Origin of the sequence: Pedobacter sp. HMWF019 (genome assembly GCF_003061025.1) — a bacterium.
GTDB lineage: Bacteria > Bacteroidota > Bacteroidia > Sphingobacteriales > Sphingobacteriaceae > Pedobacter.
In genome coordinates, this window is the sequence record NZ_QAIL01000050.1 from 14,982 (window position 1) to 35,071 (window position 20,090).

Genomic DNA, 20,090 nt, shown 5'->3' on the forward strand with positions numbered 1-20,090 from the left:
ATAGAAAATGTAAGAGAAATCAAAGTAAATTTACCAGCAAAACTATAAGAAGTTACGCCAGCCCTATGGAAGAAAAAAAGAAGGAAAAGAAAGCCAGCATATTCAGTCTGCTCATACCTTATAAGAAATTAATCTTTCTGCTGATATTCTTAGCGTTATTAAGTAATGGGATCAATCTATTGCTTCCTAAAATTATAGCAAGTGGAATTGACGCGTATACAAATGGCACCTTCCAGCTTCGACCAGTTCTGGCAGGGTTTTCAGTAGCCATTATCCTGGTTTTTGTTTTTACCTATTTGCAAAGCATTGTCCAGACCTATGCTTCCGAGCGGGTAGCTAAAGATCTCAGGACCCGGCTTTCTGATCAGATTTCGAGACAAAGTCATGCTTATATTGAAAAAGCCAATCCTTCCAAACTGTTGACCAATTTAACGGCCGATACAGATTCCATTAAAATGTTTGTGTCCCAGGCCATCGTATCTATCGCCTCGTCTATTTTCCTGATTGTAGGTGCCAGTATTTTGTTACTCCTCCTTAACTGGAAGCTGGCATTGGTTATTATAGCAATTATCCCCATCATAGGAGGGGCTTTTTTTATGGTACTTCGTAAAGTTAAAGTATTGTTCAAGAAAAGCCGGGAAGTGATTGACTGGCTGAATAAAGTCATTAATGAGAGTATTTTAGGCTCTTCACTCATCCGTGTCATTAATTCCCAACAGCTGGAGTACAATAAATTTTTGGATGCCAATACCCAGGCAAGAGACCTTGGATTGGGTATCCTGCGTTTGTTTGCTGGCTTGATCCCGGTTATCATCTTTGTAGCCAATATGGGCGGCCTTGCTATCCTGGCACTGGGAGGGCATTTTGTAATTCAGGGAACCATGTCTCTAGGAGAATTTGCAGCCTTCAACAGCTATCTTGCTTTGCTGATCTTTCCAATTCTTGTGATCGGGTTTATGAGCAATGTGATTGCCCAGGCTACGGCTTCCTATCAGCGGATAGAAACGGTTCTGAATACCGAAGAAGTTCCTGAAAGCGGTACGATTACAGAGGTATTGTCCGGAGCTGTAGAGATGAGAAATGTTTCCATTTCTTATGGCCAAAAGCCAGCTTTAAAAGGAATTTCCTTTAGCCTTAAGGCCGGCTCTAAAACTGCGGTTATCGGTCCAACGGCAGCAGGAAAAACTCAGCTGTTGTATATTCTCACCGGGTTAATTCCTCCTGAATCGGGAGAAGTCCTGTTCGATGGGCATCCTATCGAAGATTATCAGCAGGAAGCTTTTCACCAGCAGGTTGGTTTTGTTTTTCAGGATAGTATTATGTTCAATCTGAGTATCCGGGAGAATATTGCGTTCAGTGATACGGTCACAGACGAATCGCTCGAAAAGGCTATCAAAACCGCTGAACTGAAAGAGTTTATTAACGGCTTGCCAGATAAACTGAATACGATAATTTCAGAGCGGGGATCCAGCCTTTCCGGCGGACAGAAACAACGGATTATGCTGGCCAGGGCATTGGCTGTAAACCCTAAAGTATTACTGCTGGATGATTTTACCGCCAGAGTAGATACCAATACAGAACAAAGGATTTTGGCTAATGTGCAACAAAATTATCCGGGTTTGACCTTACTTTCCGTTACCCAGAAAATTGCTGCTGTAGAGCATTATGATAAAGTTATCGTATTGATGCAGGGCGAAATAATAGCAGAGGGAACACATGCGGAGCTGATGAAAAGCAGTCCGGAATATGTTCAGATCTACACTTCACAACAGAGTACCAGCAATTATGAATTACAATCTTAATCAGACCACAGGCCAGGAGGAAAAGAAGTCGACCTTAAAGGCGGTTAAAAAACTTCTTCAGCTCATTAGTCATGAGAAAAAGAACCTTCTTAAAGCACTGGTAACCATTCTAATTAACTCAGGTTTACTCTTGCTAGGTCCTTTTCTAATTGGCCATACGATCGATACCTATGTAAGGACAAAACAATACCATGGAGTATTGGTCTTTTCCGGTATCCTATTGGTGATGTATTTGATCACCCTGATCACCGGTTACACACAAACGAAGTTAATGGGAGGGGTGGGGCAACGCATGCTGTACACGCTGAGAAATGCGATATTTAATAAACTTCAGGAACTACCGGTAGGTTTTTTTAATCAGAATAAAGCAGGTGATCTGATCTCGCGGGTAAATAATGATACCGATAAACTGAACCAGTTTTTCTCTCAGTCACTGATGCAGTTTATTGGCAGTATTGTGACGATGATCGGTGCCGGAATCTTTCTGTTGGTGATCAATTTTAAACTTGGCGCTGCGGCACTGTTGCCTGCGGTATTTATTTTGATCTTTACTGCGGTGCTTTCTCCCTGGGTGAAGCGTAAAAATGCAGTCAATCTCAAAAGTACAGGGGGAATGAGTGCCGAAATTCAAGAGAGTCTGAATAACTTTAAAGTCATTATCGCCTTCAACCGCCGGGACTATTTTAGAAAAAAGTTTGATGAAGCCAACCGGCAAAATTATAAAACAGCTATTGGAGCAGGTCTTGCCAATAATATCTTTATGCCTGTTTATGGAATGTTATCGAGTTTCGCCCAACTTATTGTGTTGTTGTATGGCATCCATCTGATTTCCATAGGAGAGTTTACTATCGGTTTATTGGTGAGTTATTTGTCTTATGCTACAAATTTCTATAATCCTTTGAGACAGCTGGCGGCTCTGTGGGCAAATTTCCAGGTTGCCATGGCAGGTTGGGATAGGATTTCTCAAATACTTTCGCTGGAAAGCGATTTGCAGCAGGTAAAAGCGGAAAAACAAGAACCGGGAGCTGCCCTGCTGGAATTCAGGAATGTGCATTTCTCTTACGACCAAAATCAGGAAATCCTGCATAACATTAGTTTTAAACTGGATCGCGGCAAAACCTATGCTTTAATTGGACCTACTGGTGGAGGCAAGACCACTACAGCTTCTTTGATTGCTCGATTATATGATGCAACTAAGGGTATGGTATTGTTAAATGGAAGAGATATCCGTTCTTTTACACCTGAGGAGCGGACACAGAAAATCGGATTTATTTTACAGGAACCTTTCTTGTTTTCAGGAACAGTAAAAGACAATATTCTGTACGGGAACAGCCACTATAAAGATTATTCTAATGCGCAACTGGAGGAAGTGATCCATGCTTCTAATCTGGAAGAGTTGCTGGCTATTTTTGATGAAGGACTGGAAACCAAAATCACGTCGGGTTCAGATAGCATTAGCCTTGGGCAAAAGCAGCTGATTGCTTTCATGAGAGCTGTCCTAAGGAAACCAGAATTGCTGATCCTGGATGAAGCGACCGCGAATATTGACACGATCACAGAGAAATTGCTGAGTAATATTCTAAAAAAACTTCCTAAAGAAACAACTCAGGTCATCATCGCACACCGGTTGAATACGATAGAAAATGCAGATGAGATCTTTTTTGTCAATTCAGGAGAAGTGACCCGGGCAGGTACCCTGAGCCATGCTATGGATATGCTGCTGGGGCATAAAAGAGTGAGTTAGAAAATAGAGAGGCCATTAAGAATCAGCAAGCTCTTAATGGCCTTAATTTATATTAAGCTGTTGGTCTGCAATGGTGTTTTTTCAAGTGTATTTGCAGTTTGGTATAAGGCTCTGGGAATATGGAAGCAGCCTTTCCATTTTCCGCCTTTTAGTGGTAAAAGTACCTCCCCCTGACGATTTAGGTAACCGAACCATTCCCCGCCATTTTCTTTATCTCTGAATTTATTCCAGGTATAATGATGGAGTTTTTCAAACCAGGAGCGACATTCTTCACTACCCGTTAAATGATAGCCTTTAGCCATGCAAACCAGCGCTTCTACATGAACCCACCAAAGCTTTTGGTCCCATTCCAGTTGTTGTACAGGATGGTTTTTAGCATCCATAAAATAGAAAATTCCGCCGTGTTCTTTATCCCATCCATATTCCAGGGCACGAAAGGCAATTTTTAAAGCTTTTTCGATCAGTTTTTTATCGTTTAATCTTACGCCCAGATCCATAATGAACCACATGGCTTCTATGGTATGACCTGGATTAATACTTCGCCCTTCATAAGAATCTGAGAAACTGCCATCTGGTGCCACATTTTCAAGGATCAGTCCGGAGTCTTTTTGATAAAAGACTTCCATCACTTCATAGATCACTTCATCAATCAATTCACTGATGATTTTCTGATCCAGCAAATGTTCAATTTCGAGGGAGAGATTACAAAGGATCATCGGAAGGGCAAAATTCTTTAATGGCCTGGTATTTGGGAAAGCCTTGCTGTATTTGCCCTTTGGATTTTCCCTTCTTTTCAGAATATTGAAGAAGGTATCTCTGGCAATCTGAGCGTATTCGTCCTGACGACTGATTTTATACAATGCTCCAAAACCCATAGAGGCGAAGCAATCTGAAAAAATATTGTAGGCTTGAATTAAAGGCTGACCTGCTTTGTTAAATGAAAAATACCAGTTTCCCTTGTTATCTCGGCCATATTTTTTCATGAAATCTGCCCCATGTTCCGCAATTTGAAGCCATTCTGTGTTTTCCCCTAATTTATCATAAAGCATAGCGTAGGTCCAGATTTGTCTGCCTTGCAGCCAGCAAAATTTATCTGTATCGTATACATTTCCAAACTGGTCAAGGCAGGTAAAGTAACCACCATGTTCTCGGTCTATAGAATTTTTACTCCAGAAGGGGATAATGTTGTTTAATAGTTCGTCTTTATAGGTTTTACTGTAATTGTTCATTTATATATGTGAAATTATAGAGTTTTGATATACTCCAGGTAACGATTGTAGAGGTGGTGTGCTTGTATATAAGCGGATTGTGGGCTCATAAAGTGGGAGAATTCAAAAGTAATGGCTTTGTCGTAACCTGCTTTGCGGGCTGCTTCCAGCTTCAGTCTGAGCTTTTCAAATTTGATTGGCAAAAATTTAATGGGCATGTCCCGGTCAAAACTTTCGGCATTAGTCCAGCATTGCAAGCCAAACTGATCGGCCATTTTTTTATTGACTTCAAAAAAATCGCTAAGCTCATGGTAATCTACGTGCCCGTCCTGGAAAGCTACAGCATCAATAGAACCTTTTAAACCGGCAAAGATTTCTGACCATTCCTGTTCATGGATTTTCAGGGATACTGCATCCTCCTTAGTTAGTCCGGAGGAAGAAGCCAGGATGGCCTTTTTACCGTCTATCCAGGGTGAGATCAGTGTAGGTAAGCCGCCGCTTACCCCTTTGCACTGGAGTCCGAGGGTATTGAAGGCATCTGTAGCTCCTTTGGTCTTCCTGCTGATCTCCATGCTCAGATACCAGCCGCCAAAACTTTCGTGGTGGCCATATCTCTGCCAGACTTCATCAATCACGTAACGATTGGCATCAATCTCCTGATCCAGGTTTCCACTGTCCCAGTAATGGCCACTGTCGTAGAGGCCAAAGTAAAACCGCATACCATGAAGGTCTGCGAGTTCGAGGAAGAGCTCTACCAGGTCTATCGGCGGGGCGTAACACCCATAATGCTGCTGAAGGTATGTTGAAGGATAAGTAATAAACCTTCGGTAGCCGCTGCGGATCAGGATAACGGTATCTATTCCTGCCGCTTTCATATGTTTGAAATCCTGTTCCCATTCGTTCCTTCCCCAGTTTTGATGGGGGATGTCATGGGATATTTCGTCTATAAATGTTCCGGTGATCTTCATAAGTATTTCTCACTTTTTAAATAATTAACCCAATCTATATAGGCGCTGGCTTTCAGATGTACGCCATCGGGGGTAATGTCTTTTCTTAATTTACCGGCTTCATCCTGAAAAATCGGGCAGATATTTATATAGGTAACCTGTTCTTCGACGGCCATCGCTTTAATCTTCTCGTTCAGCAATGGAACCAATTTATTACGTTCCTTCGTATACGGCTCTTTGGTCATTTCTTCATTGATGGGCAAGGTACTTTCGATATAAATCTTTGTTTTCGGAGATTTCAGTTTAATCAACCGGATGATCCTTTTGTAATTGTTTACGCTGACCTCATTGGGTAGCTTCCTAAACAAGTCGTTAATACCATCCATTAAAAAGATGGCCCTTGGCTTTGCCGCCAGAATTCTATCCATCCTGGCTAAAATACCAAAGGAATTATCTCCCCCAACGCCTCTGTTGATGATGGGATAAGCTGAATCAGATAAGATCTCCTGCCATTCACCGCGTTCTGTAATGCTGTTTCCTAAAAAGACGATGGCATTTTTTGGGATAGACATTTTATCAAAATATTCAATCCTTTGCTGGTAGTAGCTGTTGGCATAATTACTATCGATCTTAACAGTTTGTTGTGCTGCGGCATTTGCAGCGCAGATGACCATGACGCACAGGATCAAACTGCTATATTTCGCCTCTTTTATCATAATAAATGTTCTTTCTTTAAATAATCTGCCCAAAGGATATATGCTGCGGATCTAAGATGCAGGCCATCAATACTTAATTCTTTTTTTAACGCCCCGTCTTGATTTGCAAAAACTGCATGCAGATCTACATAACGCAATTTGTAAGTATTGCAAAGTGCTTTTAACCCTTCGTTTAAAGCTAGTATCTTGGAATTAGAAAGTTTTTCGTACGACTTTGGCAGCATCGGAATATTTACGGGCAATACACTCTGAAAATAAACTTGTGTTGCGGGCGATTCCGCTTTAATCTTTTTAATCATACGCAGATAATTCGCTAGGATAACCTCATTTGGAGTACCTCTTTTCATATCATTAATACCAGACAACAAAAAGATTTTCAGCGGTTTTGAGGCTAAAATTTCATCTAAACGGGCAAGGATGCCATAGGTCACATCGCCACTAATCCCTCTGTTGATGACGTGTTTGTTCGGAATCAATTCCTGCCACTTTCCTCCTTCGGTAATGCTGTTTCCAACGAAGACAATTTCTTTCTTTTGATTGGGCATCTTTTTGAAAAAATCCAGTCTTTGTAGATAATGCCCGTTGGCATAATTACTGTCTATGTCAATGGTTTCTTGAGCATTCGCATAAAAGGGACCGGAAAGGAATAAGAGTCCGGTAAGTAATAATTTGTTCATTTTCAATTTATTTATACATGTTATACCATCATTGTACGGCTACATCCGCGGCTGGCTCTTCTGTTAACGGCATTAGGGGCACCAGCCAGGTAACTATAAAAGCAGGAATTGTAGCGATCAGTACCCAAATAAAAAATTCTTTATACCCCAGATGATCGCTCAGCAAACCACTGATCATCGAGGGGATCATAAAGCCCAGGTTCATTAGTCCGCTGCCAAAAGCATAGTGGGCCATCTTGTATTTCCCGGGGGCAATATTTTGCATCATAAACAGGATCAGGCCGACAAATCCGTAACCGTAACCAAAATATTCTATAGCCACAGCTGCAGCGATGATATACAAATCGTGTGGCATGGTCACAGCCAAAAACGCATAAGCGGCAAAGGGAAGGTTAAAAAAAGCGCATAAAATCAACAGGGTCTTCTTGGTTAAACCCTTATTAGATACATAATAACCGGCCACAATAGAGCCCAGTACAAACGCAATCGATCCAAAAACCCCGTAAAGCAGACCTATTTCAGAAGTACTTAAACCCAGTCCACCACTCTCCCGCGGTGCTTTAAAAAATAAGGGTACAATTTTAATGGCCTGCCCTTCAGCAAAGCGGTAGAAAACAATAAAACACAAACTAAACCAGATGTTTTTCTTTTGAAAAAAGGTGGCGATCACATCTTTTAGGGTAACAAAGCCCTCTTTAACAGAACTTACCTTTTTTGTTTCTTCACCTGCTGGCAAAACCCGCATGTTGTATAGCCCCAGTAAAATCATAATGATCCCGTAGGCAAACATGACAATCATCCAGGCACTTTTAATGCCGATTTCTTTTTCCAGCTGCCCTGCGAAATACACCAGGACACCCCCGGAAAAAACCTTTGCAATGTTGTAAAATGCGCCTTGCCAACCCACAAATTTAGCCTGTAACTTAGGGCTCAATTCGTTCAGGTAAACTCCATCTGCTGCTGTATCGTGAGTGGAACCACTGAGCGCAATAATGGTTAAAATGGCAATGGAGAAGCTAAAGAAATGGTCCATCTGCAAGGTTAATGCCAGCAGACCAAACAATACGCCGGTAAAAATCTGTGTGGTGTAAACGAAGAATTTTTTCGTTTTATACATTTCTAAAAATGGTCCCCACAGCGGCTTAATGGTCCATGGAAACATAATCAGCGAAGTCCAGAAGGCTATTTGTGTATCCGATATGCCCATGTTTTTGTACATAATAGAACTTGCACCCGACAAGGCCACAAAAGGTAAGCCCATTGCAAACCAGGTTGTTGGAATCCAATAAATGGGGCTTATGTTTTTTAGTTTTGACACAACTTATTTGATTTATAAATGATTTAGATCGATGACTTAAGTTTTCCAGAATAGTTTGGCACGCGTACAATACAAGGTAATGACTGAAATCACAGCAGTAAATATCAATCCCCTTAAGAAGCCGCCAGCAGGTAAATGGGGTGCGCTGTCCAGATAGGTTTCCGCCCCGGTAAGTTTTAGTATTGGGATAAGAAATAAGTTCCCGGCTGTATAAGCCACCATTGGGTTTTTACCATTGTCTCCCAAATACTTAATTACAGTGGAAAAATATCCAAGCTTTTCAAGAATGGTAAAAGACAATAACACCAGAAAGGCCAATCCTGTACTTACAAAGTAGTAGCTGAATGTAGAAACGTCCTTTTTGATCCCACCCTCGAAAGCTTCAAAAAACAGGCCCAATATTAAAAGATATGATCCTGCGTTGGCGAATTTCCTGTACAGCGTTTGATCAGCACCCTGTTTCAAAGTTTTTAAGACTTGTAATAACAATGCAGCTAAAACAGCGGTAATCCATAAATTTGAGACCAGCCACCTCATGTATAGGCAAAGCACATTGCAGACGAGTAAAAGCCAGCATAGCAGGCTAGCAATCAGTAGTTTTGATTTGTCCCCGGCTATTGGATCCGGTACCTTCTCGGCGGTTCTGTTGAGCAACCATTCGCCGGCAAATGTTCCAGGCAATACGATGAATAGGTATTTCAAGTAATACAGTTTATATATCCAGGGGGCGGGCGACCAGTTAAAAAGTATACTATTCCAGCTTGCTGTATCTTTAGCTGTTAAGAGCATAGCCATCAATAAAGGTAAAATACCTATCCTGAGTAGAGGTTGATTTCGTGTAAACCACCAGATCAGTGTTCCGAAAAAGGCCATATTGGCCAGTACAATGATGATGATGTCACTCGAATTTAAGCTAAAGCCATTTTTAAAAGGATAACTCCATAAAAATAGAGCTGCCAGTATAAATCCGGTTATTTTAACAGTTAAACTAACCAGGTTATTCTTAATCCCGCTGAAGCGCGTATACATTAAAAACAAGACCAGGAAACAGCCAATAGATAGAAGCTGGACTTTCCAATCCGGATTTTCACTCATTACCCATGCCCGTGCGTGAAAAGTAAACAGGGCAAACACAACCAGCAGCAAATAACGCTGAACCAATTGTCCGGCGGTTTTGAATACCGATTGTTCTCCAAGTTTCTTTTGCAAGGCCAGGGGGATGGCTGCCCCCATGGTAAACAGAAAAAACGGGAACACTAAATCAACCCAGGTAATACCTGGCAGTTCAGGTTTAAAGACATGGTAGGGTGGCGGCACTTGTGCATGGTACATCCATGCCGGTAAAACACCGAAGGAAATACTGCTCGACAGGACCATTAACAATATAGCCAATCCCCTCAATGCATCTAAAGCTTCTTCTCTCTTTTTCATAATGCTACTGGGCTTCGGTCAGACCTTGTTTCAAACTGTTCCACCAATTCTTTTCAATAACATGCACAATGTCAAAAACCATGACGCCATCAGATTTTTTACGACACATTTTCAGGGCTTTTACAAACTGGGCTTCATCTTTTTTGTATTGTTCTACATAAACCCCTGCATAAACAGGAACCTTGCCTTTCATCAGTTTCATGGCCATCTCTGCAGAGCCTTCTACAGTATACCAGTCGTCTTTTCCTGTTCCTTGTCCGGCTTCTATGCGATTGACCTTACTGATATCGATGTTTTGAGCCTCCTTTTTGTCAACTTCAAAATAATAGCTGCCGGTAGTATAAAGATCAAGTGCTTCGGCATAGCCAAAATTTTTATAGGCTGGTGTAGCCCAGTCAAAATGTTCGGAGGGATCGTAATCTTTACTGGCCCAGTTTACGCCCACTTCATAGTAGGTCGGATACCAGGAGCCGGTATAATCACCAAATTGAATTTTTGGATATTTGCCTTTTAAAGCGGTCCTGGCGGTGAAAAAGAAATCATGGATCACTTTTGCACGCCATTCAATCCATTTTTTATAATGCACACCTGGTATCCTCTTTTTATTTGTATCATAAGAAAAGATATCCTCCGGAAAATGCTGGACTTTTAGCCCTGCATAGTTTTCAAACAGGCTTTTGGAGAGGGGTGAAAAATCTGACTCTATGCTGTCGTAACGAACCCGGTCGAGGATGATGCCGTCCAGTTCAGGATACATGGAAGCCAGTTCCATTAAGATGGACAATTCATATTGCTGTACTTCCGGATTGGCCGGATTGATCATAGCAGACCATTTATTCTTAATTTCCGAGATTGGGGTTAGGCCTGCAGGAGTGTGATTTAGCGATTGCCAGTTTGATTTTTTTGAATCACTGTATACAATTCCCCTTTTAAAGGCATTGTGTCCGCCGCTGAAGATATTAATCGTAGCATGTACGGTTAAACCCATCAAATGTCCCTCTTTCAGAAAGGTTCCCAGCAGGTCTACTTTGTCATTTTTCTTAAAGCCTTTCCATTCTTTCATTACCGGAGCGATCTTACTGGGATAAAGCACTTCTCCAGATATCGGTTTGACATCTATAATTACATCAGTAACACCCGCATCTTTTGATTTTTGCAGGTAATAACGGATCGAATCTTTACTGGCGAATCTTTCAAAATTAGCAGTAGCATCAAAATAAAGGAGGTTCTTTTGCTGGGCATTTGCCAGTCCTGAAAGACTGAGCAAGGCCAGGATCAATAGCCTGTTTAGTTGATTTTTTATGGCTTTCATGTTATGGTTTAATGGTGATATTCAGTTCTTTGACAACTTCCTTAAGTCCTTTGTTATTGACGTTATTAGCTACAAAAGTTATGGTGTAGGTTCCAGGGCTTTTGTAAGCATATTTGTAATTGTTCATTTTTTTTAGGTAATCTTTAATGCCCGTACCTACGTCCGGAGTAACCGCATTTGGAAAGAGCGCCCGGGTAATGGCCCAATCTTCTGAAGGCAGTAGTGTGCTGGCCGGAGTAAAAAACAAAAAGGGAGTTGTGCTCTGGATCGTCCATTTGTTTACCGGGTTTTCCACATCGACAGCCAGCCAACCGGCCGTGGTCACGCTTGCGATGCTGGCTAAACTGCCTGAAGGGGTTTTATTGCTGAGGTTAAATACCGGAATGCGCCAGGTCCGTGCACCCACTGCAGCAGAAATGCTGGCTTCATTGGTATATTTCCATGCAAAATAAATGGGCTTTCCGGAAACGGGAAGATCAGAAATATCAATATCTCCGGAGGAGGCGACTGCACCAACAGCACCTGCTGCTGCGGTTGAAAGGGTAAATTTGCTGGTAATGTCCGTCCAGGTAGCAGCCTTAATTCCTTCAGGAGTGTACAGGTTACCAAAGTCAGTAGAATACATGAGGTGCAGATTGTTGCTTTGTGCTCCGTAAAGGACCTGAGTGGAAATGTTCAGGTTCAGTTTGCTGTCTGTGGATTCTATACGGTCTTTATACCGGTATTCCTTTCCGGCTTCACCGGAGTAAAAGCTAATGTTGTCTGCATAACCGCTGATGGAGAAGAGAATGGAATCTCCAACTTTATATTCCTGCTGAGCTGTCTGCACATTAAAAGTAGGGTTTTCAGGGGTCTGCTTTTTACAGGAGATCATTCCAGGGAGAATGAACAGGGCGAATACATATTTTAATAGTTTCATCTTTTCTGTTTTAGAAATTAAAAAATAAGGGGAGGCTTACCATCCTTTGTTTTGAAGAATCACTTTATTGAGACTGAGCTCCAGTGCTGGTATGGCAAACAAAGTGTCTTTTTCCGAGACATTCTGCGCTGATTTGGCCGCATAGGTATAGCTTGCCGGAGCAGTGGTTGTGATCTCGTTGGCCAGGTTCTTCATCGTGGAGTAAAACTGTCCCCAGCGGATCAAATCAAAACGTCTTAATCCTTCATAACCCAGTTCCAATGATCTTTCTTTACGGATCGCAGCACGAAAATCCTCTTTGGTTGTCGTTTCTGCCTGGGTCAGATCAAAATTGCTGCTTGCAATTTTCGTCAGCACCGCTATGGCTGCTGCTCCGCTGCCTGCCCCGCCGCTAAATGTAATAGTTGGAGCGCTTGTATAACCAGAACCTGGATTGGTCAAATAAATAGCTGTTACTTTTCCTGCACTCAGGAAGGCCGTGGCAACAGCACCAGTACCGCCGCCGCCGCTGAATGTGACTGTCGGAGCGCTGGTATAGGTAGTTGTACCTCCATTGGTAATGGTCACCGATTTAACCAGTTCGAGTGTGTTGAGTGTTTTTCCGTGTGCACGGCGTTTCACTTCGTTCACGGCATCAATAGCTGTCTGCGTAGGTCCGTTCATTTCATTTTCGGCCTCTGCCAACATCAGAAGTACATCTGAATAGCGTAACAAAGGGAAATTAATTGAAGTGGTTCCGTTAAATTTAGGGAGGGTAGTTTCGTATTCCCTTCTCCATTTAGCATCGCAACGGTTATAAATTTGAATATTCGTATAAGCAACTCTTCCGCCATTGGTGTCGTAGGAGTATGGACCGATATTCCAGTCCCTGCGCAGGTCATTGTCGTCAAAGGAATTGTAGTATTTTTCTGTTGTATGTTTGGCTCCGTAGCTATAACCGATATTGGCATTGGCAGCGATCCCATTGATAGACCCTACAGAACCTTCTTCGTCTTGTGTGCCGTTTTTCTTTCCGAATTCAACTTCCCAGATCACCTCTTTAGTGTCGTATTTGTTCTGGCACATATTGATGAAAACCTGTTTGTAATCCGGATTCAGGGAGTGTCCGGCAGCTCTTACTTTCTCAGCCCATTTTTTAACCTCCGCATAGCGGCTGGCATCTCTTAGCGGAGCGCCGGCCATTTTCAAGTTAACGCGTGCCAGGATGCCCCAGACCACAGATTGCGTAACACGGCTTCCATAAGTGTAGTTGGCAATGGGAAAAACCATGTCGGCTGCTTTTTCCATATCAGCTACAATTTGCTGATAAACTGTTTTGTAAGGCGTATTTGGGAAATTTACTTCAGATGCAGAAGCGGTAGCAGTTAATTTAAGAGGTACGTTTCCCCAGTTATTAGCCAGAATGAAATAATAATATGCCCTTAAAAACAAGGCTTCTCCTTCGGCCGCTCTTTTTTTGGCAGGGTCCATACTGGCCTTGGAAATATTTTCCAGCAGCATATTGGCCCTGTTGATCCCATTGTACATGGCTGTCCAGGTATCTGTGATCTTCAGGTCGGATGGATTGTAATTGTAAAGTCCGGCATCCTGGGTCCAGGAGGAGAGGGCGATGAAACTGTCGTCTGCAACATCCAGTTCAAAATACAGGTTGCGCCCGTATGTGCTGGATTTGCCCAGAACATCGTATACCCCGTTAAGCGCGGCATTAATGTCGGCTTCATTGCGATAAAAGTTTTTTGGAGAGAGAAAATCGGTAGGCGAGGTATCCAGAAATTTCTTACAAGAAGAAGTCATGACCAGGCCGGATATCAGTATGCTATATAAAATACGTTTCATAATTTCAATTTCTTAGATTCTAAAATGTAGCGTTGATTCCCAAAGTGATTGTTCTTGCTCTTGGGTAGGCAGAATAATCGAAACCCGGGGTTAAGGCGCTGTTCCGGACAGATACTTCTGGATCATAGCCGGAATAGCTGGTCCAGGTGTATAAGTTTTGCGCTGCGGCATACACCCGTGCAGATTTTACAATGCCCGTTCTTTTGAGCAATGATGCCGGGAAGTTGTAGCCCAGGGAAACGGTTTTCAGTCTTAAAAATGAACCATCTTCAATGATCCTGGTAGAGTAAGCTTTTAAAGAAGATCCTTTGCCAGCAGCGACCCCAGGAATATCTGAATAGGGGTTCTCAGGGCTCCATCTGTTGGCATAGGTAGCATACTGGTTGTAATTGTATTTGTAAGAAGATTCAAACATAATGCGGTTGGCATTGATGATGTCGTTTCCGTAAGACCATTGAAAAAATATACCCAGATCAAATCCCTTATACGTGAAATTGTTGTTGAAACCACCAATATGTATTGGATAAGGGCTTCCAATTACAGTTTTATCCGCTTCCCCAATTTGAAGGTCGCCATTCAGGTCTTTGTATTTGACATCTCCAGGCTTTACGTTTGCGCGGGCACCACCATTGGAGGGGATGTTGTCTTTAAGTGTATAGATGTCGCCAACTTTGATGAAATCGTCATATTTATAGGTGCCATCATAGATGAGCCCATAAAACTGAGCAACAGGACTTCCAATTTTAGCTATATAACCTGGAATGTTTTTCCAGTCGTCGCCCCAGGCCTGACTGCTCAATAAATAAAGCTGATTTTCAGTTAATTCCAATACTTTGTTGCGATTGAAGGCAATATTGAAAGTGGAGGTCCAGTTGAAATTTTTGGTTTGAATTGGATTGGCTGTTATCGTGAGTTCAAGACCCTGGTTCTGGGTTGCGCCGATATTTTTGATGGCCCTATTGTAGCCTGTTGTTGGCGGCAAGGTCGCATTTAGTAGTAAATCGTAAGTTTTTTTGCGGTAAAGATCAAATTCAATAGCCAGACGCTGCTTAAAGAAACCAAGATCCAGACCGATATTGGTTTGTTCGGTTGTTTCCCATTTTAGATTTGAATTTCCAAGACTGGAATAAATAATGCCTTTATTGTCACTGTTGTTGAACATATAGCCTGGAGAATTGTTGATGGGATAGGAACCATCCGGATTCGCGTAATTGATGCTTGGATAAGCAGCAAAATTGGACACTCCATTGTTTCCTGTTTTTCCCCATGAAGCGCGGAGTTTTGCATTGGAAATGGTTTTTAGTTCTTTCATAAAAGGCTCATTGTTGATCTGCCAGCCAAAACCTGCAGATGGAAAATAGCCCCATTGGTTTTTTCCGGTGAACCTGGAGGAACCGTCGGCCCTGAACGTGGCTGTAAAGATGTACCTATCCAAGAACTTGTAATTGGCCCGGCTTAAAAATGAGGCCATAGTATAGTTGGTGGTGGTCGCAAGGATGTTCAATGGATTACCCTCATCCAGGCCGCTAAGGCCAAGACTTTCGCTGGGCAGAAGTACAGCAGTAGCCCCAAATGCATTGCCTTTGCCGCTTTCAAAAGACATACCGGCCATTACGTCAAAATAATGGGATTTATTCAGTCTTTTGGCATAGGTGAGGGTATTGCTGTTTTGCCAGTTACTCGAGGTAAAGTAAGTCTGACTGCCGTTGACCAGGTAATTTCCTGCAATACCACTTCTCGACATAGATCCGTTAAAAACATCATAGCGTCTGTTGCTTTTACTGGTACTCGCTGTGACCCTTAGTTTTAATTCCTTTAGAAAAGAGTACTCTCCATAGGCATTGGCGATAAGATTATTGGCATAATCTTCCCGGAGTTCATTTTTTGTGCTCAGTACCGGGTTAAACGTGAAATTACTGCCTTGTTCCACTTCCGGGTCATTGGCCAGGTCCAGCAGGTTCACATCTGGTGAAACCGCAATTGGCCGGAACGCCCAAACACTGAACAATAAATTGATTTCATTGCTGAAGTTCCCGCTGGAAGTTGGACTGCCATAATTTTTAATATCGGCATAGGTGGCATTTAAACCCACTTTAAGCTTGCTGGATACTTCCTGATCCAAGCTTACTTTTCCCTGTGTTCGTTTAAATCCGGAGTTTAAGAGGATTCCATCTTGTCCAACATGAGAAAAGGAAGCGCTGTACTTTGTTTTTTCAGAACCGCCGGATAAAGAAACATAGTGGTTCTGCATAGGAGCGATTCGGGTGACCTGGTCTTCCCAGTTGATACCTTGCAGGTCTTTGTAACTGTCCAGTGTCCTGCCATTTAAGTAATACAAGCTTTTTGTACGGATCGGGTCAATTTCATTCTGCAATTTCACAAATTCATACGGGCTCAGTACCGGCATTCTTTTCTTGTTTTCCTGTAAACCGTAATAGCCATTATAGGTGATGACCGGCGCTCCGACTTTTCCTCTTTTGGTGGTAACAATAATGACTCCGTTTGCACCTCTTGCACCATAAATAGCAGTAGCTGAGGCATCTTTGAGAATGTCAATGGATTCGATCTCATTTGGATCAAGGGTATTCAGGGGATTGACCACACTGTTGTTGGGATCTTCCATCGGGAAACCATCGATTACATACAGGGGATAATTGGATTGCGTAACGGAATTGTTTCCCCTGATGGTGATCTCAATAGGAGAACCTGGTTTTCCTTCACTGGAGGTGACTTGTACACCGGCAATTCTTCCGGCCAGTGCCTCATCAAAGGATTTGACGGGTGCTTTCTGAATATCTGCGACGTTCACACTGCCAACAGAACCAGTAAGGTCTTTTTTTACTGCTGTACCATAACCAATTACAACTACGTTATTGAGCTGGGAAACGGATTCCCTAAGGAAGACCTTGATCGATTTCTCTGTACCAATTGCAACTTCTTTGTCCTCAAAACCAATATACCGGAACACCAATATGGCACCGGTCTCTTTAAAGTTGATTTTGAAAGTTCCGTTGCTGGAGGTGTTTACAGTGGTTTTGCTGCCCTTGATCTGTACGGTGACCCCTGTCAGCGGGTCTCCCTGTAAGTCTGTAACTGTACCCGTTACAGTCAGATTTTGTGCCAGACCTGGAAAGGAGATGCACATTAAAAAGATGAGGGCAGCGCAGCTTCGCAGCCACTCTTTATTCCTCGTGAATAATTTTTGCATAGTGTTGGTTGGTTAGGTTTATATTCTGTTTGTTGTTTCAGTTTTTTAGATTTCCTTCAAAATCGATCTGCCGATCGAAGGGATGTAGGAAATGATCGGCCAGTATGGCGATTGTTCTGCGGTTGAGTACGGTTTGTTTCTGGAGCTCTTCTTTAAAATCGCGCCCTTTTAGAGCTTTATGTAGATCGGCTACTGAGATATCCTTTTGCAGCAGGGATGTGAAGAGTTTTGATACAAATTCCGCATTGCTTTGTTCCCCGGAAGGGTAGAGTTCCTTTAATTCCGGATAAAAGGATTTGAAGCCCTGGATCAGGTCAAATTGACTGATGGACAATTCCGGATAGAACCAGGTTTGATTGGCCCATTTATAAGGAATTCCTGTTCCTATAAGAAGCCCTGTTGCACCAATCTTCTGGATGATAGTGAAGTCCTGATCTGTTGCTTTTACATCTATAAAAGGCATTAGGTACGCTTTGCTGGCCAGCAAAGCAGCCTGCACATTTCGGATGCTGACCTCGGCAGGCTCCTGTTGGTTTTTTAGCGCTACTGCGGCAAGAGCACCGGCAGCCTGGCCTATGGTCAGTACAACGGGCTGTAGTCTGCTGGCACCTGCTACGATATTGGTTACGCTAATGCTTTTTTCTGCAATGATAATTCCGATGGTGTTTTTAGGGATAAGTGCTCCAAGGGGAATGTTGTAAGAAGGAACTTTAATTTTTACAAAGTCGATTTGAGGTGCAGCTGTATTTTTCAGGTGATGGTGATCAATCGGATAATCTCCAATGGCAACACCAGTACGATATAAACTTGTTTTTTGCTGATAAGGGTCTGACACGTCATTCAAGGTTAGGGTTACTACTCCATCCAGCCGCCTGGATTCACGGTGGTATGGGATCATGGGTAATTTGTCCGCTGTCGGGTATTCATCATCCGCGATACCCAGATTTTTATAGCCCAGTTTGTTCTGGAGATAGTAGATGAATCTTAGACTGTGTAATTTTGCAGATTTTAAGGCTTCAGTTCTTTCTTTTTTGTTCATCTCCAGAATATTCAGGTAAATGTCGTTTCCGCATTTAGGCCAGTTGATCATATATTTTTGATTGGGCAATTTTCCATAGGTGATCATCTGGCTGCAGTCAATATTCGGACGGTGCTCAGCCGCTGATGGATCAGCCACATCGCAGCTGCATTCAAATTCTTTAGGGTTGTAACCAGCAGGCTTTGGAATGGTCCTGTCGCTGCCTGGACCAAAATCTTTAAGTGTAACTACATAGGTCATATCCTGGATGATGTTGTTGGCCTGTTCCGGAGCCTGGATTTCTCCGGTGCTGCTACGGCTATCCATCCCGATACGGTAGGGGATCTTTAAATAAGCCATTACGTCTCCGGTTTCTGTGGCATCTATAATTAAACGTGCATAAATCCTGCTTCTCTTTCCTTTACTAAGGGTTTCTATTTCCCATCCCTTTCCTTTGCGTTTGATGCTGGTCCACTCCGTTTTGTACCAGATGCTCAGGTTTGTTTGGTGGGCCATTTCTTTTAGTACTTTATTGCCAATAGAAGGCTCGAACAGGGTATTGCTCACCCAGCCGGTTTCCACGGCTGCGGGCCCGCCGTAATGCTGATAGAGTTTCTGTCTGAATTCTCCCCATAAACCAGATGGCATCTGATGGTTGCCATCTATTGCAGATACGCCCGCAGAAGTGAGCATACCACCCAGCCATTCTGTTTCTTCCAGGATCAGTGTTTTTACCCCCATTCTGGAAGCTTGTATGGCGGCAGTTGTACCGCTGGCTCCTCCGCCAATGATCAGGAGTTCGGTGTTATATTCTTTTACAGCAGCAGTAGCAGAACTGAGGCTGAATAATACTAATAGAAAAAGCATTCTGTTAAAAAGGAAAGGTCGTGTCATCTGGGAAATTGTTTATAGTGCTTTAATGATCAATGCTGTCATTACCCCTCTTTCTGTACCGTCGGAAGGTTTAACGGTCTGTTGCCCGTTAACAGTAAGAGTAGTAGATCCACCTCCGTCCAGGTTTAAGGCTTCAATACAACCAATTTCTTCCATCATTTGAGCCAGCTCTGCCAAGGTTAGGCCTGTTCCTCCATTGCTGTTATTGCCCTCAACGGCCAGTATCACGATTTTGTTGCTGCTGGTATAACCAATTGCTGATCTCGCTCTGGAAGAAGTATTGTCTACAGCAATGAGTTCCTCATTGTCGCTGATACGGATTACATTGTTCTTAATTAAGACAGGGGAACCACCAATGGCTGTTTTTACATTCCATAGGCTGGCACCGGCAGGGAAAGTAGCCGATGGGACAGCTAAAGGTGCGGTATTCAGTAAGTTTGCTGCTGGTTGCGGGTAGTTGTAAAGCATGCCATTACCTGTCCCTACGTGGTAAATCCAGGCAACTCCTGGCTGGTTACTCTGGCTAATACCAAAAGCACCTCTTGTTGGGTAATAACTGGTATTTGTGCCATTGTACGGACGGGAAAGGGATTTGATATTGATGGCGTCGATCTGGCCATTGTACATAGACAAGCTGTAAGAGGCATTCGTGCCGAAAAAACCGCCGTTGATGCAGGCATATTTTGTTCCGCTTTCTTCATTATAGAAGTCTGTTACTTTTTTATTGGCGGAAGCAAGGACAGGTTTAAGTTCAATATTGAATTTCGGATCAAAAACCAGGCAATAGGCAACAGTAGTTTTTCCATTAACCGGGGTCTTGCTGAGGTAGAGTTGTATCCCGGTAGGAAAATTGTTCATCAAGGCAGTGGCTTTTTTCCAATTGGAGGATAAAGAAAGCAAAGGTGTAGAGTCAACTGTTATTTTTGGCTCATCTGGATGGTATTTTCCAATACCCGATTTGCTACAGGCCGAGGCGAAGAGCAGGAAAGTGAGTGCGATTACTGCAAAGGAGGGTTTAGCATGCATCGTAATTGGTTGGTTAGTTTGGTGTTCTGTAAAT

Annotated in this window: 14 protein-coding genes; 2 read left to right on the forward strand and 12 right to left on the reverse strand. The window is 42.8% G+C overall.

Annotated features, from left to right (window positions below; translation table 11 throughout):
- The first annotated feature begins 65 nt into the window (after positions 1 to 65).
- Both DBR11_RS03605 and DBR11_RS03610 read left to right on the forward strand, forming a co-directional pair.
- Positions 66 to 1,802 carry an ABC transporter ATP-binding protein gene (locus DBR11_RS03605; RefSeq protein WP_108550252.1) on the forward strand — a complete coding sequence of 579 codons (1,737 nt, stop codon included), beginning with the start codon at positions 66 to 68 and terminating at the stop codon, positions 1,800 to 1,802.
- Positions 1,786 to 3,546 carry an ABC transporter ATP-binding protein gene (locus DBR11_RS03610; protein ID WP_108550253.1) on the forward strand — a complete coding sequence of 587 codons (1,761 nt, stop codon included), beginning with the start codon at positions 1,786 to 1,788 and terminating at the stop codon, positions 3,544 to 3,546. Before DBR11_RS03605 ends, DBR11_RS03610 begins: the two co-directional genes overlap by 17 nt.
- A 47-nt stretch (positions 3,547 to 3,593) precedes the next feature.
- Here the strand turns inward: DBR11_RS03610 and DBR11_RS03615 are convergent, their stop codons facing one another.
- From DBR11_RS03615 to DBR11_RS03670, 12 genes are all read right to left on the reverse strand, one after another.
- On the reverse strand, positions 3,594 to 4,775 hold the full coding sequence (locus tag DBR11_RS03615; RefSeq protein ID WP_108550254.1) for an AGE family epimerase/isomerase: 1,182 nt from the start codon (positions 4,773 to 4,775) through the stop codon (positions 3,594 to 3,596).
- 14 nt (positions 4,776 to 4,789) lie between these two features.
- On the reverse strand, positions 4,790 to 5,722 hold the full coding sequence (locus DBR11_RS03620) for a DUF4434 domain-containing protein (RefSeq protein ID WP_108550255.1): 933 nt from the start codon (positions 5,720 to 5,722) through the stop codon (positions 4,790 to 4,792).
- A complete protein-coding gene (locus tag DBR11_RS03625; RefSeq protein ID WP_233260630.1) occupies positions 5,719 to 6,417 on the reverse strand; it encodes a GDSL-type esterase/lipase family protein in 699 nt (232 codons plus the stop codon). The genes DBR11_RS03620 and DBR11_RS03625 overlap by 4 nt, the downstream gene beginning before the upstream one ends.
- Entirely contained in the window at positions 6,414 to 7,094 is a 681-nt protein-coding gene (locus DBR11_RS03630) for a GDSL-type esterase/lipase family protein (RefSeq protein ID WP_108550256.1), read from the reverse strand. Before DBR11_RS03630 ends, DBR11_RS03625 begins: the two co-directional genes overlap by 4 nt.
- A 28-nt stretch (positions 7,095 to 7,122) precedes the next feature.
- Entirely contained in the window at positions 7,123 to 8,412 is a 1,290-nt protein-coding gene (locus DBR11_RS03635) for an MFS transporter (protein ID WP_108550257.1), read from the reverse strand.
- Positions 8,413 to 8,448: 36 nt separating this feature from the next.
- Entirely contained in the window at positions 8,449 to 9,843 is a 1,395-nt protein-coding gene (locus DBR11_RS03640) for a DUF5009 domain-containing protein (RefSeq protein ID WP_199233748.1), read from the reverse strand.
- Positions 9,844 to 9,847: 4 nt separating this feature from the next.
- Positions 9,848 to 11,155: an alpha amylase family protein gene (locus DBR11_RS03645; protein ID WP_108550259.1), complete on the reverse strand. Its 1,308-nt coding sequence runs from the start codon at positions 11,153 to 11,155 to the stop codon at positions 9,848 to 9,850.
- Between the two features lies 1 nt (position 11,156).
- The gene (locus DBR11_RS03650; RefSeq protein WP_108550260.1) at positions 11,157 to 12,074 is read right to left on the reverse strand and encodes a DUF5017 domain-containing protein; all 918 of its coding nucleotides are present in this window, start codon (positions 12,072 to 12,074) and stop codon (positions 11,157 to 11,159) included.
- Positions 12,075 to 12,110: 36 nt separating this feature from the next.
- Complete coding sequence (locus DBR11_RS03655; RefSeq protein WP_108550261.1) at positions 12,111 to 13,910, reverse strand: RagB/SusD family nutrient uptake outer membrane protein; 1,800 nt, start codon at positions 13,908 to 13,910, stop codon at positions 12,111 to 12,113.
- Between the two features lie 19 nt (positions 13,911 to 13,929).
- Complete coding sequence (locus tag DBR11_RS03660) at positions 13,930 to 17,118, reverse strand: TonB-dependent receptor (RefSeq protein WP_108550262.1); 3,189 nt, start codon at positions 17,116 to 17,118, stop codon at positions 13,930 to 13,932.
- A 37-nt stretch (positions 17,119 to 17,155) separates the two neighbouring features.
- Positions 17,156 to 19,003 (reverse strand): FAD-dependent oxidoreductase, encoded by a 1,848-nt coding sequence (locus DBR11_RS03665; RefSeq protein ID WP_108550263.1) that lies wholly within the window; start codon positions 19,001 to 19,003, stop codon positions 17,156 to 17,158.
- 39 nt (positions 19,004 to 19,042) lie between these two features.
- Positions 19,043 to 20,090 (reverse strand): phosphodiester glycosidase family protein (locus DBR11_RS03670; RefSeq protein WP_233260631.1); only part of this gene is annotated, 1,048 nt, incomplete at its 5' end.

What these genes read in the sequence shown, in the direction of transcription:
- DBR11_RS03625 (WP_233260630.1), bottom strand. Translation starts at nt 6,417, where the DNA reads ATGATAAAAGAGGCGAAATATAGCAGTTTGATCCTGTGCGTCATGGTC.
- DBR11_RS03660 (WP_108550262.1), bottom strand. Translation starts at nt 17,118, where the DNA reads ATGCAAAAATTATTCACGAGGAATAAAGAGTGGCTGCGAAGCTGCGCT.
- DBR11_RS03640 (WP_199233748.1), bottom strand. Translation starts at nt 9,843, where the DNA reads ATGAAAAAGAGAGAAGAAGCTTTAGATGCATTGAGGGGATTGGCTATA.
- DBR11_RS03650 (WP_108550260.1), bottom strand. Translation starts at nt 12,074, where the DNA reads ATGAAACTATTAAAATATGTATTCGCCCTGTTCATTCTCCCTGGAATG.
- DBR11_RS03605 (WP_108550252.1), top strand. Translation starts at nt 66, where the DNA reads ATGGAAGAAAAAAAGAAGGAAAAGAAAGCCAGCATATTCAGTCTGCTC.
- DBR11_RS03655 (WP_108550261.1), bottom strand. Translation starts at nt 13,910, where the DNA reads ATGAAACGTATTTTATATAGCATACTGATATCCGGCCTGGTCATGACT.
- DBR11_RS03620 (WP_108550255.1), bottom strand. Translation starts at nt 5,722, where the DNA reads ATGAAGATCACCGGAACATTTATAGACGAAATATCCCATGACATCCCC.
- DBR11_RS03665 (WP_108550263.1), bottom strand. Translation starts at nt 19,003, where the DNA reads ATGCTTTTTCTATTAGTATTATTCAGCCTCAGTTCTGCTACTGCTGCT.
- DBR11_RS03610 (WP_108550253.1), top strand. Translation starts at nt 1,786, where the DNA reads ATGAATTACAATCTTAATCAGACCACAGGCCAGGAGGAAAAGAAGTCG.
- DBR11_RS03645 (WP_108550259.1), bottom strand. Translation starts at nt 11,155, where the DNA reads ATGAAAGCCATAAAAAATCAACTAAACAGGCTATTGATCCTGGCCTTG.
- DBR11_RS03615 (WP_108550254.1), bottom strand. Translation starts at nt 4,775, where the DNA reads ATGAACAATTACAGTAAAACCTATAAAGACGAACTATTAAACAACATT.
- DBR11_RS03630 (WP_108550256.1), bottom strand. Translation starts at nt 7,094, where the DNA reads ATGAACAAATTATTACTTACCGGACTCTTATTCCTTTCCGGTCCCTTT.